Consider the following 26,245-nt stretch of genomic DNA (forward strand, 5'->3'; position numbering starts at 1 on the left):
GGGTATCGATCGCCCGCTATCTTTCCGGCCTGTGAATCACTTTTTGTTGGGACGAATCACAGGAGCTGCTTTATCCAGCACGCCGTTGACAAATTTGTGGCTGTCTTCAGCGCCAAAGGTTTTCGCCAGTTCAATCGCTTCGTTGATGGCCACTTTATAAGGCACATCGCTGCGTTTTGACAGCTCAAACAGCGCAATACGCAACACGGCTTTTTCAACCTGTCCCAGCTCTTCAAGCAGGCGGGACAGATACGGTTTCATTAAACCATCCAGGTACGCGCTGTTAGTCGCCACCCCGGATAGCAGTTCACGGAAATAGAGAACGTCGACGTCTTTTACGTCCTGTTCCGCCAGGAACTGGTATTCAACATCAGCGATGTCGTTCTGGGACAACTGCCAGGAGTAAAGCGCCTGGACGGCACACTCACGGGCGCGGCGACGAGCAGCAGGTTTCACGGAATTCCCCTTACAAAAAATCAGGCCTTAATGGCTTTCAATACATTAATCATTTCAAGCGCGGTCAGCGCAGCTTCTGCGCCTTTATTACCGGCTTTTGTACCAGCACGTTCGATGGCTTGTTCAATACTCTCGGTGGTCAGAACACCAAAGGCTACCGGCACGCCGCTCTCCTGGGCAACGCTTGCCAGGCCATTACTGGCGCCGCCTGCCACATATTCAAAGTGCGCAGTCCCCCCGCGAATCACGGTTCCCAGCGCAACCACGGCGTCGTATTTACCGCTTTTCGCCAGCGCTTCGGTCGCCAGCGGCAGTTCATAAGCGCCTGGCACCCACACTACGGTAATATTATCATCTTTTACCTGACCAATACGCGTCAGGGCATCAACCGCGCCATCCAGCAGGCTGTCGTTGATAAACTGATTGAAACGCGCAATAGTGATGGCGACGCGAGCGTCAGGGGCTGCAACGTTAGCTTTAATAATGTTCATATTCTCTCTTCCAGGGTTCATTTGGCCCCGCAGGGGGGCGGATTTTATCATAATAATTTGAGCGCTGCTCCCCTTTCGACGGGAGAACTCATGCGCTCACCATATGCAGGCAAACATCCGGGCCGACATGACGTATTTCGCTGAAGGTAAATTGCGGCGCGTCGGCGAGCTTCTCAAGCCCCGGTAATTCACATAATCCCCGCGCCTGGGTTCCCAACAATTTAGGCGCGACATAGACAATCAGTTCATCCACCAGCCCGGCTTGCAACAACGCGCCCGCCAGCCCCGGTCCGGCTTCAACCCAAATACTATTAATCTGCTGCCTGCCTAACTGCATCATCAACACAACCAGATCCAAATGTCCGTTGTGCACCGGCACGCTGATAGTACGAACCGAATCGGGCCACGCGCGGCTATCTTCCTGGGTACGCGCAATCCACGTTTCGCCAGGTTGTTGCACAATACGATGCGCAGGCGTTACCCGGTTTTGGCTGTCGATAACAATTCGCACCGGCTGGCGCAGATTTTCCTGTGGGTAAGAAGCCTGCGTAGATGCGTCTAACTCCGCCCAACGCACCGTCAAGGCCGGATCGTCAGCCAATACCGTCGCGCTACTGGTTAAGATAGCGTGGCTTTGCGCACGCAAGCGCTGAACATCACGCCGGGCCTGCGGCGAGGTGATCCACTGGCTCTCGCCGCTGGCCATCGCCGTCCGTCCGTCCACGGAGGCGCCCAGTTTAAGCTGAAGATAAGGGAATCCGGTACGCATCCGCTTGAGGAAGCCTTTATTGAGCGCCTCCGCTTCACTCATCATTAAACCGTGGCTGACCGCAATACCCGCCTGTTGCAGGCGATACAGCCCGCGTCCGGCGACCTGTGGGTTCGGGTCCTGCATCGCGGCGACAACGCGCGCGACGCCGGCCGCAATCAGCGCATCGCAGCATGGCGGCGTTCGTCCGTGATGGCTACAGGGTTCAAGCGTGACATAGGCGGTTGCGCCTTTGGCTTTTGCGCCCGCCATCCGCAGCGCATGTACCTCGGCGTGCGGCTCTCCGGCGCGCTGGTGATAACCTTCGCCGACGATGTCGCCATTGTTAACAATGACGCAGCCGACATTAGGGTTCGGGTGAGTGGTGAAACGTCCACGCTGCGCCAGTTTTAGCGCTCGCGCCATGTAAAACTCATCCTGCATGGCTTAGTCCTGTAGGCGAGCGATTTCTTCGCCAAAGTCTTTGATATCTTCGAAACTGCGATAGACGGAGGCAAAGCGAATATACGCGACTTTATCGAGTTTTTTCAGCTGCTCCATGACCAGATTGCCAATCATCTTGCTGGGAACTTCACGCTCCCCAGTGGCGCGTAATTGTGACTTAATATGGTTCAACGCCATTTCAACATCATCCGCGCTGACGGGCCTTTTTTCCAGCGCTCTCAACATGCCGCTGCGCAGCTTATCCTCATTAAAGGGTTCGCGCACATCGTTACTTTTTATCACGCGCGGCATGACCAGTTCAGCCACTTCAAAGGTCGTAAAGCGTTCATTACAAACCAGGCACTGCCGACGGCGGCGTACGGACGAGCCCTCGCCTACAAGACGAGAGTCAATGACTTTGGTATCTACGGCGAAACAAAATGGGCAATGCATACGGCGTCCTGACCAGGTGACTTAGAAAACGCTATTTTACCCTGAACTGGCGCGACAACAAAGGCAGAGCGCTTTTGAGATAAAGGATCGGTGCCTTTGTTCGTATAGCACACTACCATTACGCTATCGGACCATGAAGGAAATGATCGACATGACAAGACGTTACCTAAGAGTTCTCCTGGTGGGAAGTCTCTTGAGCCTGACCGCCTGCGCGCCGCAGAGCGAGGTTCGCCAGATGCATCATAGCATTAGCACTCTGAATAAAGAGATGAACCAACTGAATCAGGAAACGGTAAAAATTACCCAACAAAATAAGCTGAATGCAGATTCAACCCGCGGCGTCTATCTGTTGCCTGGCGCCAATACGCCTGCCCGGCTGGAGAGTCAGATCGGTACGCTACGTATGACATTGCTGGAAGTTACGCCTGTCACTGACGGTGCCCTGGCAACGTTACGCATTCAGGGCGAGTCCCACGATCCGCTTCCGGCATTCAGCGCTACCGTAGAGTATGGGCAGATTCAGGGCACTACGGAGAACTATCAAGAGGTGAATGCGCAGAGCCTTCTGGTAAATGCGCCTGCCAGCTTGCTGGCGCCCAGTGATGTCAATATTCCGTTACAGTTGAAGGGAATCACACCGGCGCGGTTAGGTTTTATTCGCATCCATGACATTCAGCCTGTTAATCAATAAACGTTCTGGCGGAGCGTTTTGTGCGTTCCGCAACACGCTTCACGCTCTTTTGTTGTCCTTCTGACATTTTCGGCATTTATAGCACGTATTGTAAATATTTATGAAAGCCACTACCCTTATCGCGCCTAAAATGCGCAAACGTGAACGCAATCGATTACGTAAATGATAGATATGTGAAACAAGACATATTTTTGTGAGCAATGATTTTTATAATAGGGTCCGCAGAAACACGAAATATTTAGAAACGCAAATTGCGCTTTTTTCACTCCCGTAAGGGATTTCAAACAGTGGCATACATATGAAAAAAACTTTACTCGCAGCCAGCGCAGCGCTGGCGCTCACCTCATCTTTTACTGTTAACGCAGCAGAAAACGATCAGCCGCAGTATCTTTCCGACTGGTGGCATCAGAGCGTAAACGTAGTAGGCAGCTACCATACCCGCTTCTCGCCGAAGCTGAACAACGACGTCTATCTGGAATATGAAGCTTTTGCCAAAAAAGACTGGTTTGATTTCTACGGCTATATCGATATTCCCAAAACCTTCGATTGGGGCAACGGCAACGATAAAGGCGCATGGGATGACGGCTCCCCGATGTTCATGGAGATCGAACCGCGTTTCTCGATTGATAAACTGACCGGCGTCAACCTGGGTTTCGGCCCGTTTAAAGAGTGGTATTTCGCCAACAACTACATCTACGATATGGGCGATAACAAAGCCGGTCGTCAGAGCACGTGGTATATGGGGCTGGGGACCGATATCGACACCGGTCTGCCGATGGGCCTGTCGCTGAACGTGTATGCAAAATATCAGTGGCAAAACTACGGCGCTTCCAATGAAAACGAATGGGACGGCTACCGTTTCAAAGTGAAATACTTCGTCCCCATCACCGATCTGTGGGGCGGTAAACTGAGCTATATCGGCTTTACCAACTTTGACTGGGGATCTGATTTAGGCGACGATCCGAACCGTACCAGCAACTCGATCGCTTCCAGCCATATCCTGGCGCTGAACTACGATCACTGGCATTACTCGGTCGTCGCGCGTTACTTCCATAACGGCGGACAGTGGCAGAATGGCGCAAAACTGAACTGGGGCGACGGCGATTTCAGCGCGAAATCTACCGGCTGGGGCGGCTACCTGGTCGTGGGTTACAACTTCTGATTCGCGTAATACGCCGGAAATCTCCGGCGTATTAACCATAACATGCCGGACAGACTGCGCTCCGGCATCTTTGTTCTCACTTCTTCTTATTCATCATCGCCTTCAGATCGGCAAACGGGTTCCAGGTCGCCTCACCGACATCTTTTTGCGCATCTTCCCCGGCAATGACCGTCGAACCGTACTGATCGGCTTCGGTATATTTGGAATGTTCATGATCGTGGCAGTAGAGGCACAGCAGTTCCCAGTTACTGCCGTCTTCCGGATTATTGGTATGGTCGTGATCGATATGATGCACCGTTAATTCACGCAGATTTGAATACACAAACTCACGGGAACAACGTCCACACACCCACGGGAACAGTTTCAACGCCTTTTCACGATAGCCGCTTTCCAGCCGCGCATAATTTCTAGGGATAATCGCCATGTCAGATACCTGGATAATAGAAAGGGTTATACGCAGTTTCCCGCGAAGCCGGGTTTTTGGCAATCCCCGAAAAGAAGAGACAGTTACGTCATCTTTTCGTGCTGGAGGCATATAGAAAAAATCCCGGCCATTCTGACCGGGATGTAGAGTGTGGCATCAAAGCCTGTTTACGGCAGAATAGACGGCTGATCCGCCCCTTCTTTTTCGACTTTCTGCTGCAGCATATGCTCGCGCTTCATACCGAGTTTCAGCGCCAGCGCCGATGCGACATAGATAGAAGATGCCGTACCGATAGAAACGCCGATCAGCATTGTCAACGAGAAGCCTTCCAGTACCGGACCACCGAAGAGGTACAGCATCAGAATCACCACTAACGTCGTACCGGAGGTAATCAACGTACGGTGTAACGTCTGGGTTAGCGACACGTTAAAGATTTCGTAAGGCGTTCCGCGACGGATTTTGCGGAAGTTTTCACGAATACGGTCAGAGACCACGATACTATCGTTCAGCGAGTAACCGATCACCGACATCAACGATGCCACAATGGTCAAGTCAATCTCGATATGGAAAAGCGACAGTATTCCCAGCGTAATGATCACGTCATGCGCCAGCGCGATAACCACCCCTGCCGCCAGTCGCCACTCAAAGCGGAAACCGACATAAACGAGGATAGAGATCAACGCCACCAGCAGTGCCATGGCGCCGGTTTGCGCCAGATCGGCGCCCACGCTTGGCCCCACGAATTCAATACGCTTCACGGCCGCATTCTGGTTGGTGGCTTCATTAATGATCGTCACTACTTTGCTGCCCAGTACCTGACCGCCGGTTTCGCCTTCGGTTGGCGGCATACGCACCATAATGTCGTGGCTGCTGCCAAAGTTCTGCAACTGCGGCTCTTCGAAGCCTGCTTTTTGCAGCGCTTCACGCATCACGTCCATTTCAGCCGGTTTTTCCAGCGTGATTTCAATCACCGTGCCACCGGTGAAATCCAGCCCCCAGTTAAACCCGCGCACGCCCATAATGACAATAGCCGCGATCAGCAACAGTCCGGAGATGCCGAATGCCCAGTAGTCCCAGCGCATAAAGTCATAGACTTTACGGCCGTGGTTTAGTTGTTCAACAGTGTATTCCTGTGCCACATCGCACTCCTCAGATTGACAGCTTAGTGACGCGCTTGCCGCCATATAGCAGGTTTACGATAGCACGCGTACCGATAATCGCGGTGAACATCGACGTCGCCACACCGATACCAGTCGTAATCGCGAACCCTTTAATTGCCCCGGTACCGACGGCATACAGAATGATGACTTTAATCAGCGTCGTGATGTTCGCATCGAAGATGGAACTGAACGCGCCGGCATAGCCTTCGTTGATCGCCTGCTGTACCGTGCGGCCATTACTCAACTCTTCTTTGATACGTTCATTAATCAGAACGTTGGCGTCAACCGCGACCGCAAGGGTTAACACGATACCCGCAATCCCCGGCATACTGAGCGTTGCTCCCGGCAACAGCGACATGATACCGACAATCAACACCAGGTTAGCCACTAACGCGCTGGTCGCAATCAGACCAAACTTCTTATAGAAGAAGATCATGAACAGAATGGAGACCACCAGACCGGCCAGACACGCTTCCAGACCTTGCTTAATGTTCTGCATACCCAGGGTCGGGCCAATGGTGCGCTCTTCAACGATCTGAATCGGCGCAATCAGGGCGCCCGCGCGCAGCAACAGCGAGAGCTGGCGCGCTTCGTTTGGATTGCTAATGCCGGTAATACGGAAGCTGTTACCCAGGCGAGACTGGATGTTGGCGATGTTAATCACCTCTTCCTGTTTCACCAGTACGGCGCGACCGTTAGCATCTTTCTTACCGCTGTCTTTATACTCCACAAACAGAGTCGCCATCGGTTTGCCGATGTTGTCCTTAGTGAAGTTAGACATGATATTGCCGCCTGCGCTATCCAGCGAGATGTTAACCTGTGGCTGGTTGTACTCATCCTGGCTGGACGTAGAGTCGGTGATATGGTCGCCGGTGAGGATCACGCGTTTGTACAATACAACCGGCTGACCTTCGCGGGTCTGCTTCACTTCGGAATCACCCGGTACGCGCCCGGCGGCAGCGGCGGCCTGGTCAACGTTGGTATTCACCAGACGGAATTCCAGCGTTGCTGTCGCGCCCAGAATTTCTTTCGCACGGGCGGTATCCTGAATGCCCGGCAGCTCAACCACAATACGGTCCGCGCCCTGACGTTGTACGACAGGCTCCGCGACGCCCAGTTGGTTAACACGGTTACGCAGAATATTAATGTTCTGCTGAACGGCGTATTCGCGCGCTTCGCTCAGACGCGCATCGGTCATTACCGCGCGAAGCTGATTGCCGCTCTGGCTGGAAATCACCAGGTCACGATGACGCGGCGTCAGATAGGCAATCGCCTCATCACGCGCTTTGCTGTCACGGAACGTGATGCTCAGCCCATAATTATCTTCTTTACGAACAGTGGTATAAGGAATGCCTTTTTCACGCAGATCGCTGCGCAGGCTATCGATATTTTGTTCCTGGAGTTTACCCAACGCGGTATCCATATCCACTTCCATCAGGAAGTGAACGCCGCCGCGCAGGTCAAGACCAAGCTTCATCGGATCGGCGTGAATAGCCGCCAACCAGCGCGGCGTAGCCGGCGCAAGGTTAAGCGCCACGACATATTTATCCCCCAGCACGCTCATCAGCGCTTCGCGGGCGCGTAGCTGGGTATCGGTGGTGTCGAAGCGCGCAAGAATAGCGCCCTCTTCCAGTGCCACAGACTTAGCGGGAATTTTTTCTTCTTGTAACGTTTTCTGGACCTGGATCAGCGTTTGCTCACTGGCGGCGACGCCGCGCACGCCAGTGATTTGAACAGCCGGATCCTCACCATACAGGTTGGGAAGTGCGTAAAGCAGGCCGACGACAATCACGACGACCAGCATAATGTACTTCCACAAAGGATAACGGTTTAACACGGCAGTTCCCTTTGGGAAAACGGAATATTACAGCGCCTTCATGGTGCCTTTCGGCAGAACGGCAGCTACGAAGTCACGTTTGATAACCACTTCCGTGGTGTCATTCAGCGCGATGGCAATGTAGCCAGCTTCCGCTACTTTAGTCACTCGACCGACCAGACCGCCATTCGTCAGAACTTCATCACCTTTCGCAATGGAGTCCATCAGCTTTTTGTGCTCTTTGGTGCGCTTCTGCTGCGGGCGCAGGATCATGAAATAGAAAATCAGACCAAACACCACCAGCATTAAAATCAGAGACATCGGGCTGCCCTGCGCCGGAGCACCTGTTGCCGCTACCGCATCAGAAATAAAAAAGCTCATTCAAATTCCCTCATTATTAAAATTAATCAACGTTCAAAGGTGGAACGGGTCGCCCCTGACGTTGGTAAAACTCGGTTACGAAGCTCTCTAATTTACCCTCTTCAATAGCCTTGCGTAAACCCGCCATCAAACGCTGGTAGTAACGCAAGTTATGAATGGTATTGAGACGCGCGCCTAATATTTCGTTGCAACGGTCAAGATGATGCAAGTAAGCGCGTGAATAATTGCGACAGGTGTAGCAATCGCACTCGGCGTCAAGCGGGCTGGTGTCGCTTTTATGCTTCGCATTACGAATCTTCACCACGCCGTCGGTCACAAACAGATGACCATTACGGGCATTTCGCGTTGGCATGACACAGTCAAACATATCAATACCGCGACGCACGCCTTCCACCAAATCTTCCGGTTTACCAACGCCCATCAGGTAACGCGGTTTGTCAGCCGGGATCTGCGGACAGACGTGCTCCAGAATGCGGTGCATATCTTCTTTCGGCTCACCGACAGCCAAACCGCCGACAGCGTAGCCATCAAAGCCAATCTCTACCAGACCTTTCACCGAGATATCGCGTAAATCTTCGTAAACGCTGCCCTGAATGATGCCAAAAAGCGCATTTTTATTGCCAAGGCTATCAAAACGGTCGCGACTACGCTTCGCCCAACGCAACGACATCTCCATCGAGCGTTTAGCATAGTCCCAGTCTGCCGGGTACGGCGTACATTCATCAAAGATCATCACGATATCGGAACCGAGATCGTACTGGATCTCCATCGACTTTTCCGGATCGAGGAAAATCGGATCGCCGTTGATCGGGTTACGGAAATGTACGCCCTGCTCGGTAATCTTACGAATATCTCCAAGGCTGAAGACCTGGAAGCCGCCGGAATCGGTGAGGATCGGCCCTTTCCACTGCATAAAATCGTGCAGATCGCCATGCAGCTTCATGATCTCCTGACCCGGACGCAGCCACAGGTGGAAAGTATTACCGAGAATGATTTGCGCGCCGGTCGCTTCCACTTCTTCCGGCGTCATGCCTTTTACCGTACCGTAAGTCCCAACGGGCATAAAAGCAGGCGTTTCCACTACGCCACGATCAAACACCAGACGACCGCGACGCGCGCGACCATCGGTGGTATCTAACTCAAATTTCATTATCACTCCTGCGTCAGAAAAACAGTCTGACGTTTAACGACTCGCTACGGAATTATTCCATAGCTAATAAATTCCCGAAGGCGTCATCGGCGCAGCCAGTTTGGGGTCGGCCAGCACACAGCCACCGGAGCGTACACGCAGTACGTGAGGATGGCGAGCACTGCCCGGCGTCAAAATGGCAAGTGAGATAGCCTTCTTACGGACGCTCAAAAATAGCCTGCGGATTGTACGTGATAAACATCGCGTCCCCGTAGCTAAAAAAGCGATATTTTTGTTCCACCGCAGCCTTATAAGCATTCATGGTGTGCTCATAACCGGCAAACGCGGAAACCAGCATAATCAACGTAGATTCCGGCAGGTGGAAGTTGGTGACCAGCGCATCAATCACTTTGTATTGATAACCTGGATAAATAAAGATTTGCGTATCGCCAAAGAACGGCTCTATCAAATCGCTTTTTGCCGCCTGCGCCGCGCTCTCCAGTGAGCGTACCGAGGTCGTGCCCACGGCGATAACCCGGTTGCCGCGCGCTTTTGCCGCCAGCACCGCGTCGACCACCTCCTGCGGCACTTCCGCATATTCGGAATGCATGATGTGATCTTCGATTGTATCGACACGCACCGGCTGGAAAGTGCCCGCGCCTACGTGTAGCGTGACAAACGCCATTTCGATACCTTTTTCCCGAAGCGCCGCCAGCAGTGGCTCATCAAAGTGCAGCCCGGCAGTCGGCGCAGCAACAGCGCCCGGTTTTTCACTGTAGACCGTCTGGTACAGTTCGCGGTCGGCGTCTTCGTCCGGACGGTCGATATACGGCGGCAGCGGCATATGGCCGATGGCGTTGAGAATATCCAGCACCGGACGCTGGTCATTAAACTCAACTTCAAACAGAGCGCCGTGACGCGCGGTCATGGTCGCGTGAATGCTTTCGTCATCGCCCAGTAGCAGTTCCGTACCCGGTTTTGGCGCTTTAGAGGCGCGAATATGCGCCAGGATGCGTTTATCATCAAGCATACGCTCGACCAGCACCTCAATCTTGCCGCCGCTGGCTTTACGGCCAAAGAGCCGCGCCGGGATCACGCGGGTATTGTTAAAGACCAGCAAATCGCCAGGGTTGAGCTTATCGAGCAGATCGGTGAAAGTACCGTGCGTCAGCGCGCCCGTCGGCCCCTCTAATGACAGCAAACGGCAGCGACTGCGCTCCGGCTGTGGGTAGTGGGCAATCAGGGATTCGGGTAGTTCAAAGGAAAAATCGGTAACGCGCATGACTCTGACTCAGACTAAAATAAGAGGCGGGTAGTCTAGTGCCGGGGCGTTCCCGCTGCAACCGTTACCCGCGTTTTGGACAGAGAATCAATAATGAATTTTCTTGCTCACCTGCATCTGGCGCACCTTGCCGACAGCTCGCTTTCCGGTAATCTTCTGGCCGATTTTGTCCGGGGAAACCCGGCAACGCATTATCCTCCTGACGTCGTAGAGGGTATTTATATGCATCGGCGTATTGACGTCATGACCGACAACCTGCCGGAAGTTCGTGAGGCGCGAGAGTGGTTCCGCCATGAAACGAGGCGTGTGGCGCCCATTACGCTGGACGTCATGTGGGATCATTTTTTATCGCGCCACTGGACGCAAATCTCTCCCGATTTTCCACTTCAGGCGTTTGTCGGCTATGCCCATGCGCAGGTCGCGACTATTTTGCCCGACTCCCCGCCGCGCTTTGTCAACCTGAATGATTATCTTTGGTCAGAAAAATGGTTAGAGCGTTATCGCGATATGGATTTCATTCAAAACGTGCTGAATGGCATGGCGAATCGCCGTCCCCGGCTGGATGCTTTGCGTGATTCCTGGTACGATCTGGACGCGCACTACGACGCGTTAGAAGAACGCTTCTGGCATTTTTATCCGCGTATGATGGCACAGGCCGCCCGCAAAGCGCTTTGACCGCCTGATAGCGAGGGCGCGCGTCAGATGCGCCGTTGGCAAAAAGATCGTCCGTTGTCATAAAGGGGTCATCATTACGATTTATAATGATCCGATCGATAGGCAAAAGCTGTCTCATTGATTGTCAAGACCGCATTGTTTTGTCGCTTCGCCCTCCCTATACTGCCCGCGTTGCGTTCTAAAACCCTTAATATTGCAGGAGAATTATTATGGTACTGGTTACTCGTCAGGCCCCGGATTTCACCGCTGCGGCGGTACTGGGTAGCGGTGAGATTGTTGATAAATTCAACTTCAAACAGCACACCAATGGTAAAACGACCGTTCTGTCTTCTGGCCGATGGACTTCACTTTTGTTTGCCCGTCTGAGCTGATCGCCTTCGATAAACGTTATGAAGAATTCCAGAAGCGCGGCGTTGAAGTGGTCGGCGTTTCTTTCGACTCTGAGTTTGTCCACAACGCATGGCGTAACACCCCTGTCGATAAAGGCGGCATTGGCCCAGTGAAATACGCAATGGTCGCCGACGTGAAGCGTGAAATTCAGAAAGCTTACGGTATCGAACATCCGGACGAAGGCGTTGCGCTGCGCGGCTCTTTCCTGATTGACGCTAACGGTATTGTTCGCCACCAGGTTGTAAACGATCTGCCGCTGGGTCGTAATATTGACGAAATGCTGCGTATGGTCGACGCGCTGCAATTCCACGAAGAGCACGGCGATGTCTGCCCGGCGCAGTGGGAAAAAGGAAAAGAAGGCATGAACGCCTCTCCGGACGGCGTGGCTAAATACCTGGCTGAGAATATTGCCAGCCTGTAAGTCAGTGCATTGACAAAAGGCTCGCTATCGCGAGCCTTTTTTATGCGTGAGGTTTTACGAACCACTTCGCCTCAACGATTCATCCATACCGTCGCGGAAATCGCGGGTAAAGTAAGCCTCCCCTCGCGGATGTCACCGCTTCCCGTTTTACATTGCCATCCGGCCACGTTCAGCAACGGCGACGCTTCCAGCGCCACTTCACAGGCCTCGCCCCGGTTAATCGCCACCAGCGCCCGCTGCTGCTGATAAACCCGCACGAACACCACTACATCACCTTCGGCATACAGCGCCTGGCATCCGCCACGACGCAGCGCCAGACTGCGCTGGCGCAGTTTCGCCATACGCTGGTACAGCGCCAGCAAGTTACCGTCCTGCTTGCGTTCGTCCCACGGGAACGGTTTGCGGCACAGCGGATCATTCGCGCCGTCTACGCCGACTTCATCGCCATAATAGATACATGGCACGCCGGGCCAGGTAAACAGCCAGACCACTGCCAGCGGCAGGCGCGCCTTGTCTTTACCCAGCAGGGTCTTAAAGCGCGCGGTATCATGGCTGTCGAGTTGATTAAACATGCGCAGTTGTTGCTGGTGCGATAATCCGGCGCGGTAGTTATCCATCCACGCGATACAGGTCCGGGCATCGATATGCTGCGGCTCGTAAGCGATATCAGTTTTGGCGAGAAATCCCCACAGCGGGAAGGTAAAACCGCGATAATTCATGGCGGCATCTTCCACGTCGGCCTGTAGCCACTGCCGCGCATCGCCGAAATGTTCTCCCACAATATAGGCTTCGGGCTGCACCTCTTTTGCCGCCCGGGTAATGCCGGCGACATGCTGCAAATTGTTGCGCGCCCCACCCGCCTCGCCCAGCATATGTACGACATCCAGCCGCCAGCCGTCCATATTCCACGGTGCCTTTAGCCAGTGACGAACAATACTGTCCTCACCATGATAGATCTCATCCACCAGCGTTTCTGATTGATAATCGAATTTCGGCAGGCTCGGATAACCCAGCCAGTCCAGCGCCACGCCTTGTGGTGAAAAGGAGTACCAGTCGCGCCACGGCGAGTGCGGATGATGGCACGCGCCGCCAGTGCTGCGGTTATGCCTGTCAAACCACGCGTGCGAGTCGCCGCTATGGTTAAACACGCCATCCAGCACCAGTCGCATACCCTGCGAATGCGTTTCACGCCGCAGGCGTAGCAGCGCCCGATCGCCGCCAAATTGCGGATCGACATGGCGATAATCTTCCGTGTCATACTTATGGACGCTCGGCGCGGTAAATACCGGGTTCAGATATAGCGCTGTGACGCCCAGTTTTTTCAGATACGGTAGCTTCTCGCAAATGCCATTCAGACAGCCGCCGTAAAAGGTGGAACCGCCCGCCTGGATGGTTAAAGGATCGTCCCAGTCACGCAGCACAATCTCCTGCCCCGCGGCATGATGGTAATACACTCGGTCCTGATCTGCTTCACGCGTCTCGCTGCGGGCAAAACGATCCGGGAAGATCTGATAAAAAATTTGATCGGCGACCCACTGTGGGCCGCTATCCGGCGCATCAACCGCAAATTGTTCCAGACGCGCAGGCGGAAAACGGCTAAATCCCTGCGGCGTAAACCATCGCTGACGGTCATGCCAAAGCAATTTAAAGCTGTAACGGCGACGGGGCTGCCCTAACGCGATATCGAGCGTCGCTCGCCACGCCGTCACGCCCGGCTGCGGCTGGCGGCGCTGTTTGCGCATCGCCAGCGAGATTTCTTCATTATCGAATTCTGAGCGCAACGTCACGCGAGAAGGCGGATTTTCTCCGCTCAGCCACAACGTAATGATTAATTTATCGTTATGTTGCTTCACAAATGGGGCAACCGGTAGGTGCCAGGCATTCAACATCTCGTATCCCCTCTACTGAAAATGGGGTCACCTTGCCACAGGGATTTAAAGGATAACTCATCATCCGAGGGTTTATTAGGGGAGGAGACGCAAGGAGGAGAAGCGGCTCCGCTTATCCGGCCTACAGTTGCCTGCAGACCGGATAAGGCAGAGAAAAACGACTACGCCTGCGCCAACTGACGGTCGCGACGGCGTTTAAACATCCAGCCAATCAACAGCAGAACTATCCAGGCGAAGCCCACATATAGTGAGATGCGGGTATCCGGATGATAGCCGATAAGCGCAATAATGAAGACCAGGAAAATCAGACCCACTATCGTCGTTACGACACCGCCCGGCACCTTAAACTTCAGCGCTTTTACCTCTTCCGGCGGTAAACGACGACGGAAGGCGATTTGCGACAGCAGGATCATAATCCACACCCATACTGTCGCAAACGTCGCCAGGGAGGCAATCACCAGGAAAACGTTTTCCGGCATGATGTAGTTCAGATAAACCGCAAACAGCAGCGCAATCGTCATCACCAGCACAGTGACCCACGGAATACCACGGCGTGACGTTTTGGCAAAGATTTTCGGCGCGCTCCCCTGCTCCGCCATACCATGCAGCATACGGCCTACGCCAAACACATCGGAGTTGATAGCGGAAAGCGAGGCAGTCAATACCACAAAGTTCAGAATGCTGGCGGCAAAGGTAATCCCCATATGCTGAAACGTCAGCACAAATGGGCTACCGTCCGTGCCGACCTGATTCCACGGATAGATAGACATAATGACGAACAACGTGCCGACATAAAATACCAGGATACGCATCGGTACCGAGTTAATGGCCCGCGGAATGGATTTCTCCGGGTCTTTCGCTTCCCCGGCGGTGATACCGATAATCTCAATCCCGCCGTAAGCGAACATCACCATTTGCAGCGACATGATCATTCCCAGCCAGCCATTGCTGAAGAACCCGCCGTTGCTCCACAGGTTATGAATGCCGGTGGGCTGCCCGCCGTTGCCAATTCCCCACACAATGATACCGATACCCGCGACAATCATGATAATAATGGTGGCGACTTTGAAGAAGGAGAACCAAAACTCCAGCTCGCCAAACACCTTGACGCTCATCAGGTTGATGGCGCAAATGATCAGCACCACGCTAAGAACCCAAATCCAGTGCGGCACGGCGGGGAACCAGACGCCCATGTATATGCCGAACGCGGTCACGTCGGCAATGGCGACGATCAGGATCTCAAAACAGTAGGTCCAGCCGGTGATATAGCCCGCCAGCGGGCCGAGGTTTTCCTGCGCATAGCGCGAAAATGAGCTGGCGGCAGGGTTGTGAACGGACATTTCCCCCAATGCGCGCATAATGATATATGCCGCGACCCCGCCAATAATATAGGCCAACAGCACGCTCGGCCCCGCCATTTTGATGGCGTCCGCCGAGCCGTAAAACAGGCCGGTGCCGATTGCCGAACCTAATGCCATAAAGCGAATGTGCCGGGTACTCAGCCCACGCTTTAGCTTATTATTGCTTTCCATCAATTTCTGACCTATCAACACAATAAAAAACCACGGGGCGTTAAGCCCCGTGGTGTACACATATGTCAGCGATTTTAGTGAGCGCTGGAGGCCACCTGTCGACCCGCCGCGCGATCCCAGATAATCGCCAGGATCACCATCACCACCGTTGGCATCAACCACGCCAGTCCTTGTTCCGCCAGCGGCAAACGCTGGCTCCAGGCTGGCAACACATCGCCAAAGGCAGATGCTTTGATGCCGTCAAGGATACCAAAAAGCAGGCTGATAAACATTGCCGGTGCGATGATGCGGGTGGAATTATGCCACCATGAGCGGGTAAAACTTAATACAACCAGTGCGATACACGGCGGATAGATAGCCGTCAGCACCGGAATGGAGATTTGAATCAGATGGCTCAGTCCGAGGTTTGACACCACCATAGAGAAGCCGCCGAGGATAAAGACCAGCGTCCGGTAAGACAGCGGAATATACTGCGCGAAGAACTCAGCGCAGGCGCAGGTCAGCCCCACCGCCGTCACCAGACAGGCGATAAAGATTAGCGCCGCCAACAGGAAGCTTCCCGCGCCGCCAAAGGTATGCTGAACGTAGGCATGAAGAATCGCCGCGCCGTTCGCTGACTGATCGACCAACGTCGCGCTGTCAGAGCCTAAGCGGAACAAGGCAAGGTAAAGCAGCGTCAGCCCCACGCCCGCCATCAGGCCGGCCCAGACCGTGTAACGCGTCAACAGGCGCGCTTCGGTAACGCCGCGAGAACGCGCCGCGTTCACAATAACGATACCAAACACCATCGCGCCCAGCGTATCCATCGTCAGATAGCCGTTCACAAATCCGTTAGAAAAGGCCGCATTCTGATAAGCGTCCAGGGCGTTGCTGATTGGACCGGCAGGCCAAACGATAGCCGCAACGGAAAGGATGACCAGCGCAATAATTTTCAACGGCGCCAGGAAATTCCCTACCGTATCCAGCAGCTTACCCGGATAGAGGGAAACCAGAATAACGATAGCGAAATAGACCACGCTGTAAATCAGCAACGGCATTGCAGAATCGCCGGTCAACGGAGCGATACCGACCTCAAACGACACCGTCGCGGTACGCGGCGTCGCAAATAACGGCCCGACGGCCAGATAACAAACGGTCGCCAGCAGGAGGCCCGCCACTTTACCAATCGGCGTACTGAGGCTGTCTACGCCGCCGCCGACTTTCGCCAGCGCCACAACGGTAAGAACCGGTAGACCCACGGCGGTAATCAGAAAGCCAATAGCGGCTGTCCAGACGTGTTCACCCGCCTGCAAACCGACCATAGGAGGAAAAATAATATTGCCTGCGCCAACGAACAGCGCAAATGTCATAAAGCCCAGGGCGATGATATCGCGCGATTTTAACTGATGGGTCATAAAGTCTTACTGCCTGTGGATGGTGATGTTGTAAACATTAAAATTTTTGCCTTTCCCGGAGGATTATAAAGCGGCGTTTTTTATCAATTTCAGCGGGAAAAACTCCCGGACCGATGCGGCGAAGAATTGTTTTTCGATTTACCGCGCAAATGCAGCCGTAATGACAGCACCTGGAGCGCAATTTAAACGCTTATAACGTTTTAAAGCAAGGTGGGATCTAAAAACCAGATGAATATAGCGATATGAAATTTACAACCAGAATAAAACACCATTCTCATGAAAAAGTTATGGCTAATCATGCGAACAAAAAACCACCAGACGTTGAAAGTTTCAGCGCCCCCGCATTAACTGCAAAGAAAATAAGCCAGCATCCGCTGGCTTATGGAAAGTTATACTTACGAAAGGTAATTAGACGCTATTTTTGGCAATTAAACGTTCCGGCAGAACAAAGCTAAATCGCGTTCCTTTACCAGGCAAACTGTCGACTTCAAGGCGGCTTTCATGGTGATTCAGCGCATGTTTCACAATCGCCAACCCCAGGCCGCTGCCGCCCGTTTGACGCGAACGCGCTTTATCGACACGGTAGAAGCGTTCGGTCAGACGAGGAATATGCTCAGCGGCAATCCCCGGACCGTTATCTTGTATGCAAAACTCAGCGCCATGCGCGACATGTCGCCAGCTCACCGTAATATGCGTTCCCGCCGGCGTATGGTTTACCGCGTTATACACCAGGTTTGAGATCGCGCTGCGTAGCTGCTCTTCGTTGCCCAGAACGCTAAGACTATCGTCGACCTCAAACGTAAAGGTATGCTTCTGCTGGCTGAGCGTCTGCGCTTCACGCTCCACGATCCGCAGCATCATCGGTACATCCACTTTTTCATTTAATAACAGCGCCGGGGCCGCCTCAATTTTAGACAACGTAAGCAATTGTTTTACCAGCCCTTCCATACGATACGTTTGCTCGCGCATCGTATGCAGCGCTTTCTCTCGCGTCGCCCCCTCCTGCATCATTTCCAGATAGCCTTGCAATACCGTCAATGGCGTACGCAACTCATGGCTAACGTTGGCGAAAAAGTTACGCCTGGCGCCTTCAAGCTGATGCATTTGCGTCACATCGCGCGCCACCATCAGGAGTTGTTTATCGGTATAAGGCATGACACGGATCTCCAGGTGCCGCCCGGTATTCAGCACCAGATGAAGCGGACGGGTGAAATCACGCGTTTTTAAATACTGGGTAAACTCCGGGTAACGCAGCAGATTGAGAATATTCTGCCCGCTGTCATCCGGCCAGCGTAGCCCCAGTATCTGTTGCGCCAAACCGTTACACCAAAAAATGCCGCCCTCTTCTGTGGTCAGTACCACTGCATCAGGCAGCAACTCCGCGCCGCTGCGAAAACGTTTAATCAGGTTCCCCAGCTCGCGGCGGCGCTTCTTATTTCGCAACTGCATCTGGTGTAAACCGTATAACAGCGGCTCCCAACTTCCCCGTCCCGGCGGCGGCGTCATACTTCTGTCGACCCACAGCCACCAGGAGAGGCGCAATAAATTCCAGAAATGCCAGGCAAGCAGTCCCGTCACCGCCGCCAGTAAAAACCACGGCAGATAACCAAAAAAAGCGCTAAGGATAAGCGCGGGGATGCAACAGAGCACCAACTCCAGCACCAGCCTTTTCCATGACAGCCGTTCCAGCACGCGTCATACTCCCTCAAGAATGGAAAGCCTTCTCCGCCAGAAGCCTGTGATCTACTGGCGGAAAAGGCATTAAAAGCGGGTCGAAAAACGATACCCTGTCCCGCGTACCGTTTGCACCATCCGGTCGTGGCCGCTGTGCTCCAGCGCCTTACGCAAACGGCGAATATGCACGTCGACCGTCCGGTCTTCAACGTACACATTGGTGCCCCAGACATGGTTGAGTAGCTGTTCGCGACTATAAACCCGTTCCGGATGCGTCATAAAGAAATGGAGTAATTTAAATTCGGTCGGCCCCATATCCAGTGGGCTGTCGCCGGTCATCACGCGATGAGAGCCAGGATCAAGGCTCAGTCCCTGCATCTCGATCACCTCTTCGACCGCCATCGGTGAGATACGCCGCATAACGGCCTTAATGCGCGCCACCAACTCCTTGGGGGAAAACGGCTTGGTAATGTAATCGTCAGCGCCGGTTTCCAGCCCGCGCACGCGATCTTCTTCCTCACCTCTCGCCGTCAGCATAACCACAGGAATATCCCGGGTCATGGCTTCACGTTTGAGATGTTTAATAAACTGTAACCCAGACCCGCCGGGCAACATCCAGTCAAGAAGGATGAGATCCGGCCAGGGTTCATTAAGTTTATTCACCGCACTGTCATAATCTTCGGCTTCTACGGGCTGAAAGCCATTTTGTTCGAGCACGAAGCACACCATTTCACGGATCGGCGCCTCATCTTCTACGACCAGAATACGTCTCGCCATAATTTGCCCTGTTAGTCGTTAGTTATCAATGCCGCGCCATTATGCGTCAGATTTATGACAGATTTATGAAAAAAAGGGGTGGTATTGACAGCATGTTGATGATTTATGACACCGTTGAAACATTGCATTACCGTCTACTGGCGGTAAATTGCGCCCAAAAATGGAGGGGATGACGTGTATAATCCCGTTCACGCTTTTTTTGCATGGAACTATTATGCGCATCCTCCATACCTCTGACTGGCATCTGGGACAAAATTTCTACAGTAAAAGCCGCGCCGCGGAGCATCAGGCTTTTCTGGACTGGCTGCTGGAGACCGCGCAGTCCCATCAGGTGGATGCCATTATTGTCGCAGGCGATATTTTTGATACCGGTTCGCCGCCAAGCTATGCCCGAGAACTTTATAACCGTTTTGTCGTTAATTTACAGCAAACAGGCTGTCATTTAGTGGTGCTGGCCGGTAATCATGATTCCGTTGCCACGCTTAACGAGTCACGCGAAATTCTGGCGTTTCTCAATACAACCGTGATCGCCAGCGCGGGCTATGCGCCGCAACTACTTCATCGCCGCGATGGTTCTCCCGGCGCCGTACTGTGCCCCATTCCCTTTTTACGCCCGCGCGACATTATTACCAGCCAGGCGGGGTTGTCCGGCAGCGAGAAACAGCAGCAACTCCTTCATGCGATTGCCGATTATTATCAACAGCAGTACCAGGAAGCGTGCCTGCTACGCGGCGAACGGAAGTTGCCGGTTATCGCGACGGGGCATTTAACCACCGTCGGCGCCAGCAAAAGCGATGCGGTACGCGACATTTATATCGGTACGCTGGATGCCTTTCCGGCGGAGCATTTCCCACCAGCGGATTATATCGCATTGGGACACATTCACCGCGCGCAATGTGTCGGCGGCACAGAGCATATCCGCTATTGCGGCTCCCCCATCGCCCTCAGCTTTGATGAGTGCGGCAAAAGCAAATGCGTGCATCTGGTGACCTTCGACCAGGGGAAATGGCAAAGTACCGAAAGTCTGGCCATCCCCGTTAGCCAACCATTGGCGGTTTTAAAAGGCGACCTGGCGTCAATTACCGAACAGCTTGAGCAGTGGCGCGGCATTGAGCAATCGCCCCCCGTCTGGCTGGATATTGAAATCACCAGCGATGATTATCTACATGATATACAAAGAAAAATACAGACATTAACGGAGTCGCTACCGGTAGAAGTATTACTGGTGCGTCGTAGCCGCGAACAGCGTGAACGCTCGCTGGCGAACGAACGGCGGGAAACATTAAGCGAGCTTAGCGTGGAGGAGGTTTTTGCGCGGCGGCTGGCGCTGGAAGCGTTAGATACCCCGCAGCGCGAGCGCCTGAATCAGCTCTTTTCCAGCACGCTCTACGCGTTGAATGAGGAGCATGAGGCATGAAAATTCTCAGTTTGCGTCTGAAAAACCTGAACTCGCTGAAAGGAGAATGGAAGGTCGACTTTACCGCCGAACCGTTTGTCAGTAACGGGTTATTCGCCATCACCGGCCCGACCGGCGCGGGAAAAACCACCTTGCTTGACGCCATCTGCCTGGCGCTGTACCACGAAACGCCGCGCCTGAATACGGTATCGCAATCGCAAAACGATTTGATGACGCGCGATACGGCGGAATGTCTGGCCGAAGTGGAGTTTGAGGTAAAAGGCGAAGCCTGGCGCGCGTTCTGGAGCCAGAACCGCGCCCGAAATCAGCCTGACGGCAATCTCCAGGCACCACGCGTGGAGTTGGCGCGGTGTTCAGACGGAAAAATCTTTGCCGATAAGGTAAAGGATAAACTGGAGATGATCGCCACGTTGACCGGGCTGGACTACGGGCGCTTCACCCGTTCGATGTTGTTATCACAGGGGCAGTTCGCCGCCTTTCTTAACGCCAAAGCGAAAGAGCGCGCAGAGCTTCTGGAGGAGCTCACCGGCACTGAGATTTACGGGCAGATATCCGCACAGGTATTTGAAAAACATAAATCAGCCCGTCTCGAACTGGAAAAGTTACAAGCGCAGGCCAGCGGCGTCGCCCTATTGGCGGACGAACAGTTACAGCAACTGGAAACCAGTTTGCAGGCGCTTACTGACGAAGAGAAACGCCTGCTGGCCGGCCAGCAGGTACAGCAGCAGCACCTTCACTGGCTGACCCGAAAAAACGAGCTCCACACTGAATTACACGCCCGGCAGCAGTCGCTGTACGCGGCGCAAGAGGCGCGAGAAAAAGCGCAGCCGCAGCTCGCGGCGCTGACTCTGGCGCAACCTGCTCGCCAGTTGCGCCCGCATTGGGAGCGCATTCAGGAACAAACCCGCGCCGTTGAGCGGGTTCGCCAGCACATTGATGAAGTGAATGCTCGCTTACAAAGCGCGTATCGCCTGCGCCAGAGTATCCGCGCCTGCGCGCATCGACAATCCACGCAACTGAACGCCACAGGGCAGCGGTTGAAGGCATGGCTGGCGGAACACGACGGCATCCGCGTCTGGCACAGCGAACTGGCGGGTTGGCGAGCATTATTAACACAACAATCCCACGATCGGGCGCAACTGAGCCAATGGCAACAGCAGTTGATGAGCGATACGCGTCAACTCGACGCACTACCGCCGCTCATGCTCGATCTCACGCCACAGGCGCTGGCGGAAGCCAGGGCGTTACATACCCGGCAACGTCCACTACGTCAGCGTCTCGCCGCGCTTCAGGGGCAAATTACCCCGAAACAAAAGCGTCAGACGCAGCTACAGGAGGCGATTACGCGTCATCATCAGGAACAGACGCAATACACCCAACGCCTGGCGGATAAGCGCCTGAGTTATAAAACCAAAGCACAGGAGCTTGCGGACGTTCGCACTATTTGCGAGCAGGAAGCGCGCATCAAAGATCTGGAAAGCCAGCGGGCGCGCTTACAGCCCGGCCAGCCGTGTCCGCTTTGCGGCTCGACGACACACCCCGCCATCGCCGCCTATCAGGCGCTCGAACTGAGCACGAATCAAACCCGCCGCGACGCGCTGGAAAAAGAGGTCAAAACGCTGGCGGAAGAAGGCGCTGCGCTGCGAGGACAGTTAGATGCCTTAACGCAACAATTACAGCGGGATGAAAGCGAGGCGCAGTCGCTGTTGCAGGAAGAGCAAGCGCTTACTGAGGAATGGCAAACGCTCTGCGCCGCGCTGGGCGTTAAGCTTCAGCCGCAAGAAGATCTCTCTGGCTGGCTGACCGCCGCGGAAGAGCATGAGCAGCAGTTGGATCAGCTAAGCCAGCACCATGCTCTACAAACGCAAATCGCCGCGCATACCGAGCAGGTAGCCCGCTTTACCGCGCAGATTGCGCAGCGTCAGGCGTCGCTGACGGCTGATTTGGCGCTGTATAAGCTTTCCCTTCCTGCGCCAGAAGAGGAGGCTTCGTGGCTGAATGACCGCGCCGATGAAGTGAAAATGTGGCAACAGCGTCAGACAGAGTTCGCGGATTTGCAAACGCAGATCGACAGGCTTGCCCCGTTGCTGGAGACGCTACCGCAAACGGATACCGTGGATTCCAACGACGTGCCGCTGGATAACTGGCGGCAGGCGCATGATGAATGCGTGTCGTTACAAAGCCAATTGCAAACCTTGCAGCAGCAGGCGACACAGGAGCAGCAGCGCGCCGCCGAGGCGATAGCGCATTTTGACGCAGCGTTAAAAAATAGCCCGTTTGACAGCCAGACAACGTTCCTGGCGGCGTTGCTGGATGAAGAGACCGTGACCCGTCTGGAAAAACAGCAACAGGCGCTGGAAAGTCAGCTACAGCAAGCGAAGGCGTTAAGCGCGCAGTCCGCGCAGGCGCTGGCTGACCATCAGCAACAGCCGCCCGCCGGTCTGGAGCCAACGTGTACGGCGGAGCAGCTCTCGCAGCGGCTGACGCAGTTGGCGCAACAACTGCGTGAAAACACGACACGCCAGGGGGAAATCCGCCAGCAAATTAAACAGGATGCAGATAATCGGCAGCACCAACGGGCGCTGATGGCGGAAATGACGCAAGCCTCTCAGCAGGTGGAAGACTGGGGCTATCTTAATGCGCTGATCGGCTCTAAAGAGGGTGATAAGTTCCGCAAATTCGCCCAGGGGCTGACGCTGGATAATCTGGTCTGGCTGGCGAATCATCAGCTCACCCGTCTGCATGGTCGTTATTTATTGCAACGTAAAGCCAGCGACGCGCTGGAGCTGGAGGTTGTCGATACCTGGCAGGCCGACGCTGTGCGCGATACGCGCACTTTATCAGGCGGCGAAAGTTTCCTGGTCAGCCTGGCGCTGGCGCTGGCGTTATCAGATTTGGTCAGCCATAAAACGCGCATTGACTCTTTGTTCCTCGACGAAGGCTTCGGCACGCTTGATAGCGAAACGCTGGACGCCGCGCTGGATGCGCTCGACGCGCTGAATGCCAGCGGTAAGACCATCGGCGTTATTAGTCACGTGGAAGCCATGAAAGAACGTATCCCTGTGCAGATAAAAGTGAAAAAAATCAACGGACTTGGTTACAGCAAACTGGACAAAGTGTTTGCCGTGGAGTAACGCGGGAGCCATTCTGCGCGCAACATAATGTCATGACGTAGCATAATAATGAATACACAAAGACGGATAAGGAATGGTATTACCTCGCGCTTATCCGCAAGCTATACGTTGATTGGCTACGACAGTTGACAGCCACGGCGCGCAACATGCGCCTTCATTTTCGGCAGGTGGTATGAAAAAAGTTATTTTTTCTTTGGCGCTGGGTACGTTCGGACTGGGGATGGCCGAGTTTGGCATTATGGGCGTGCTGACGGAGCTGGCGCGCGATGTCGGAATAACGATTCCCGCCGCCGGGCATATGATCTCGTTTTACGCCTTCGGCGTCGTGCTGGGCGCTCCCATTATGGCGCTTTTTTCCAGCCGCTTTTCGCTTAAACATGTACTGCTGTTTCTGGTCATGCTGTGCGTGACAGGCAATGCCATGTTTACCTTTTCCTCCTCATATCTGATGCTCGCCATCGGCAGACTGGTTTCCGGCTTTCCGCACGGCGCCTTTTTTGGCGTCGGCGCCATTGTCTTGTCAAAGATTATCCGCCCCGGGAAAGTCACCGCCGCCGTCGCGGGTATGGTTTCGGGGATGACGGTGGCGAATCTGGTGGGCATCCCGTTCGGCACTTACCTGAGCCAGGAATTTAGCTGGCGCTACACCTTTTTATTGATCGCGGTTTTCAACATCGCCGTGCTCACCGCGATTTTCTTCTGGGTGCCGGATATTCGCGACGAAGCCAAAAGCAGCCTGCGCGAGCAGTTCTACTTTCTGCGCAGCCTCGCGCCGTGGCTTATCTTCGCCGCCACGATGTTCGGCAATGCGGGCGTTTTTGCCTGGTTCAGCTATATCAAGCCATTTATGATGTACATCTCCGGTTTTTCGGAAACGAGCATGACGTTTATTATGATGCTGGTCGGGCTGGGGATGGTGTTAGGCAATCTATTAAGCGGCAAACTCTCCGGCAGATATACTCCGCTCCGCATCGCGGCAGTGACTGACCTCGTTATCGTGCTCTCTCTCACGGCGCTCTTTTTCTTTGGCGGATGCAAAACGGCATCGCTGACTTTCGCGTTTATCTGCTGCGCTGGTCTGTTTGCGCTCTCTGCGCCGCTGCAGATCTTGCTGCTACAAAACGCCAAAGGCGGCGAACTGCTGGGTGCGGCGGGAGGGCAAATCGCGTTTAATCTCGGTAGCGCAATTGGCGCCTGGTGCGGAGGGCTGATGCTGACGCTAGGTTTTGCGTACCACTACGTGGCGCTTCCCGCCGCTCTACTGTCGTTTTCCGCCATGTCGTCGTTGCTGGTATATGGCCGTCTAAAACACAAGCATCAATCAGTCACGTCTGTTGCCGGATGACGCCATCCGGCCAAAAATGTTACGCCAGCGGCCACAGCCAGGCCGCGCCGCGCACACCGCTCGAATCGCCATGCTGCGCCTTACGCACCGGCGTATCGCACTCGCCGCCAAAAACAAACGATTTCATCAGCGACGGAACCGTCTTGTACAGGCGCTCAACATTGCTCATGCCGCCGCCCAGCACAATGACATCCGGATCAAGAATATTTACGACGTGCGCTAACGCTTTCGCCAGCCGTAACTCATAACGGCTTATCGCCAGTTCCGCCACGGCGTCCTGCGTATCAACCAGACGAATAATCTCATCGCCTTTTAGCGCCTTACCGCTCAAACGCTGGTAATCCGTGGCAAATCCCGTACCGGAAATAAAAGTTTCGATACAGCCTTGTTTACCGCAATAACACGGAATTTCTTCGCGGTAACGCAACTCATCGTCATCCATCCACGGCAACGGATTGTGGCCCCATTCGCCTGCCGTACCGTTGCCGCCGATGTGCGCCAGGCCATTTAGCGCTACGCCCGCGCCGCACCCGGTACCGATAATCACCGCAAATACCGTTTGCGCCCCCGCCGCCGCGCCATCTACCGCCTCTGAGACCGCCAGGCAATTGGCATCGTTAGCTAACCGTACTTCACGCTTCAGACGACGGCTCACATCGTTATCGAACGGCTGGCCGTTAAGCCACGTAGAGTTAGCGTTTTTCACGACGCCAGTGTAAGGCGAGAGAGAACCGGGAATGCCAATGCCGACGCTACCGGTCTGTCCGGTCGCCTGTTCCGCCATGTCGACCAGCGCAGCGATAGTTTCTATCGTTTGCTGATAATCCTCCCGCGGCGTAGGCAGACGATGGCGAAACCGCTGTTCTCCTGCATCATCAAGCGCAATGACTTCCGTTTTTGTGCCGCCTAAATCGATACCAATACGCACATACCGCTCCTCATTTTTTGGGAATATCAACA

At 54.2% G+C, this 26,245-nt stretch carries 22 protein-coding genes and 1 pseudogene; 7 read left to right on the forward strand and 16 right to left on the reverse strand.

The annotated features are described in order from the left end of the window. Positions 1 to 36: 36 nt before the first annotated feature. The 4 genes from nusB to nrdR all read right to left on the reverse strand — a co-directional run bounded on the left by nusB (position 37) and on the right by nrdR (position 2,592). Positions 37 to 456, reverse strand: coding sequence for a transcription antitermination factor NusB (nusB, locus tag AC3G3F_RS15500; RefSeq protein ID WP_000801129.1), 420 nt, complete (start codon positions 454 to 456; stop codon positions 37 to 39). Positions 457 to 476: 20 nt separating this feature from the next. After that, entirely contained in the window at positions 477 to 947 is a 471-nt protein-coding gene (gene ribH, locus AC3G3F_RS15505; RefSeq protein WP_023246153.1) for a 6,7-dimethyl-8-ribityllumazine synthase, read from the reverse strand. Positions 948 to 1,035: 88 nt separating this feature from the next. Then, positions 1,036 to 2,139, reverse strand: a complete 1,104-nt coding sequence (ribD, locus tag AC3G3F_RS15510) for a bifunctional diaminohydroxyphosphoribosylaminopyrimidine deaminase/5-amino-6-(5-phosphoribosylamino)uracil reductase RibD (RefSeq protein WP_023246152.1) — start codon at positions 2,137 to 2,139, stop codon at positions 1,036 to 1,038. A gap of 3 nt (positions 2,140 to 2,142) precedes the next feature. Next, positions 2,143 to 2,592, reverse strand: coding sequence for a transcriptional regulator NrdR (gene nrdR / locus AC3G3F_RS15515; protein ID WP_000543533.1), 450 nt, complete (start codon positions 2,590 to 2,592; stop codon positions 2,143 to 2,145). Positions 2,593 to 2,743: 151 nt separating this feature from the next. On the opposite strand from nrdR, the gene AC3G3F_RS15520 reads away from it, so the two are divergent. Together AC3G3F_RS15520 and AC3G3F_RS15525 are read left to right on the forward strand one after the other, a co-directional pair. Next, positions 2,744 to 3,283, forward strand: coding sequence for a SadB/YajI family lipoprotein (locus tag AC3G3F_RS15520; protein WP_053529232.1), 540 nt, complete (start codon positions 2,744 to 2,746; stop codon positions 3,281 to 3,283). Positions 3,284 to 3,581: 298 nt separating this feature from the next. Next, positions 3,582 to 4,445 carry a nucleoside-specific channel-forming protein Tsx gene (locus AC3G3F_RS15525; protein ID WP_023246150.1) on the forward strand — a complete coding sequence of 288 codons (864 nt, stop codon included), beginning with the start codon at positions 3,582 to 3,584 and terminating at the stop codon, positions 4,443 to 4,445. A gap of 76 nt (positions 4,446 to 4,521) precedes the next feature. Here the strand turns inward: AC3G3F_RS15525 and yajD are convergent, their stop codons facing one another. The 6 genes from yajD to queA all read right to left on the reverse strand — a co-directional run bounded on the left by yajD (position 4,522) and on the right by queA (position 10,637). After that, the gene (gene yajD / locus AC3G3F_RS15530) at positions 4,522 to 4,869 is read right to left on the reverse strand and encodes an HNH nuclease YajD (RefSeq protein ID WP_023246149.1); all 348 of its coding nucleotides are present in this window, start codon (positions 4,867 to 4,869) and stop codon (positions 4,522 to 4,524) included. A 167-nt stretch (positions 4,870 to 5,036) separates the two neighbouring features. Further along, positions 5,037 to 6,008: a protein translocase subunit SecF gene (gene secF, locus AC3G3F_RS15535; RefSeq protein ID WP_000046648.1), complete on the reverse strand. Its 972-nt coding sequence runs from the start codon at positions 6,006 to 6,008 to the stop codon at positions 5,037 to 5,039. Between the two features lie 10 nt (positions 6,009 to 6,018). Next, positions 6,019 to 7,866: a protein translocase subunit SecD gene (gene secD, locus AC3G3F_RS15540; RefSeq protein WP_000934813.1), complete on the reverse strand. Its 1,848-nt coding sequence runs from the start codon at positions 7,864 to 7,866 to the stop codon at positions 6,019 to 6,021. A gap of 27 nt (positions 7,867 to 7,893) precedes the next feature. Continuing rightward, positions 7,894 to 8,226: a preprotein translocase subunit YajC gene (gene yajC / locus AC3G3F_RS15545; RefSeq protein WP_000007628.1), complete on the reverse strand. Its 333-nt coding sequence runs from the start codon at positions 8,224 to 8,226 to the stop codon at positions 7,894 to 7,896. Between the two features lie 22 nt (positions 8,227 to 8,248). After that, positions 8,249 to 9,376, reverse strand: coding sequence for a tRNA guanosine(34) transglycosylase Tgt (tgt, locus tag AC3G3F_RS15550; protein WP_000667308.1), 1,128 nt, complete (start codon positions 9,374 to 9,376; stop codon positions 8,249 to 8,251). 196 nt (positions 9,377 to 9,572) lie between these two features. Beyond that, on the reverse strand, positions 9,573 to 10,637 hold the full coding sequence (gene queA / locus AC3G3F_RS15555) for a tRNA preQ1(34) S-adenosylmethionine ribosyltransferase-isomerase QueA (protein WP_488395287.1): 1,065 nt from the start codon (positions 10,635 to 10,637) through the stop codon (positions 9,573 to 9,575). A gap of 93 nt (positions 10,638 to 10,730) precedes the next feature. Here queA and acpH point away from each other — a divergent pair, with 93 nt between their 5' ends. Then, positions 10,731 to 11,312, forward strand: a complete 582-nt coding sequence (acpH, locus tag AC3G3F_RS15560) for an ACP phosphodiesterase (protein ID WP_001009858.1) — start codon at positions 10,731 to 10,733, stop codon at positions 11,310 to 11,312. A 209-nt stretch (positions 11,313 to 11,521) separates the two neighbouring features. Beyond that, positions 11,522 to 12,123, forward strand: a pseudogene (locus AC3G3F_RS15565) (peroxiredoxin C). Positions 12,124 to 12,194: 71 nt separating this feature from the next. Here AC3G3F_RS15565 and malZ read toward each other — a convergent pair. The 5 genes from malZ to phoB form a co-directional block, all read right to left on the reverse strand. Beyond that, positions 12,195 to 14,012 (reverse strand): maltodextrin glucosidase, encoded by a 1,818-nt coding sequence (gene malZ, locus AC3G3F_RS15570; protein ID WP_488395288.1) that lies wholly within the window; start codon positions 14,010 to 14,012, stop codon positions 12,195 to 12,197. Positions 14,013 to 14,173: 161 nt separating this feature from the next. Then, positions 14,174 to 15,544, reverse strand: a complete 1,371-nt coding sequence (gene proY, locus AC3G3F_RS15575; protein WP_023246145.1) for a proline-specific permease ProY — start codon at positions 15,542 to 15,544, stop codon at positions 14,174 to 14,176. A 74-nt stretch (positions 15,545 to 15,618) separates the two neighbouring features. Then, entirely contained in the window at positions 15,619 to 16,938 is a 1,320-nt protein-coding gene (brnQ, locus tag AC3G3F_RS15580) for a branched-chain amino acid transporter carrier protein BrnQ (RefSeq protein WP_023246144.1), read from the reverse strand. Between the two features lie 408 nt (positions 16,939 to 17,346). Beyond that, positions 17,347 to 18,630, reverse strand: a complete 1,284-nt coding sequence (phoR, locus tag AC3G3F_RS15585; RefSeq protein WP_488395290.1) for a phosphate regulon sensor histidine kinase PhoR — start codon at positions 18,628 to 18,630, stop codon at positions 17,347 to 17,349. 69 nt (positions 18,631 to 18,699) lie between these two features. After that, positions 18,700 to 19,389, reverse strand: a complete 690-nt coding sequence (gene phoB / locus AC3G3F_RS15590; protein ID WP_000113921.1) for a phosphate response regulator transcription factor PhoB — start codon at positions 19,387 to 19,389, stop codon at positions 18,700 to 18,702. A 214-nt stretch (positions 19,390 to 19,603) separates the two neighbouring features. Between phoB and sbcD the strand changes: the two genes are divergently transcribed. The 3 genes from sbcD (at position 19,604) to araJ (ending at position 25,285) form a co-directional block, all read left to right on the forward strand. After that, positions 19,604 to 20,806, forward strand: a complete 1,203-nt coding sequence (gene sbcD, locus AC3G3F_RS15595; RefSeq protein WP_079813395.1) for an exonuclease subunit SbcD — start codon at positions 19,604 to 19,606, stop codon at positions 20,804 to 20,806. Further along, positions 20,803 to 23,940 carry an exonuclease subunit SbcC gene (gene sbcC / locus AC3G3F_RS15600; RefSeq protein ID WP_488395291.1) on the forward strand — a complete coding sequence of 1,046 codons (3,138 nt, stop codon included), beginning with the start codon at positions 20,803 to 20,805 and terminating at the stop codon, positions 23,938 to 23,940. Before sbcD ends, sbcC begins: the two co-directional genes overlap by 4 nt. 172 nt (positions 23,941 to 24,112) lie before the next feature. After that, positions 24,113 to 25,285: an MFS transporter AraJ gene (gene araJ / locus AC3G3F_RS15605; protein WP_023246140.1), complete on the forward strand. Its 1,173-nt coding sequence runs from the start codon at positions 24,113 to 24,115 to the stop codon at positions 25,283 to 25,285. Positions 25,286 to 25,304: 19 nt separating this feature from the next. Here araJ and mak read toward each other — a convergent pair whose 3' ends face one another. After that, entirely contained in the window at positions 25,305 to 26,213 is a 909-nt protein-coding gene (gene mak, locus AC3G3F_RS15610; RefSeq protein ID WP_079817265.1) for a fructokinase, read from the reverse strand. Positions 26,214 to 26,245 lie beyond the last annotated feature (32 nt).

The organism is Salmonella sp. FC25216 (genome assembly GCF_057751355.1).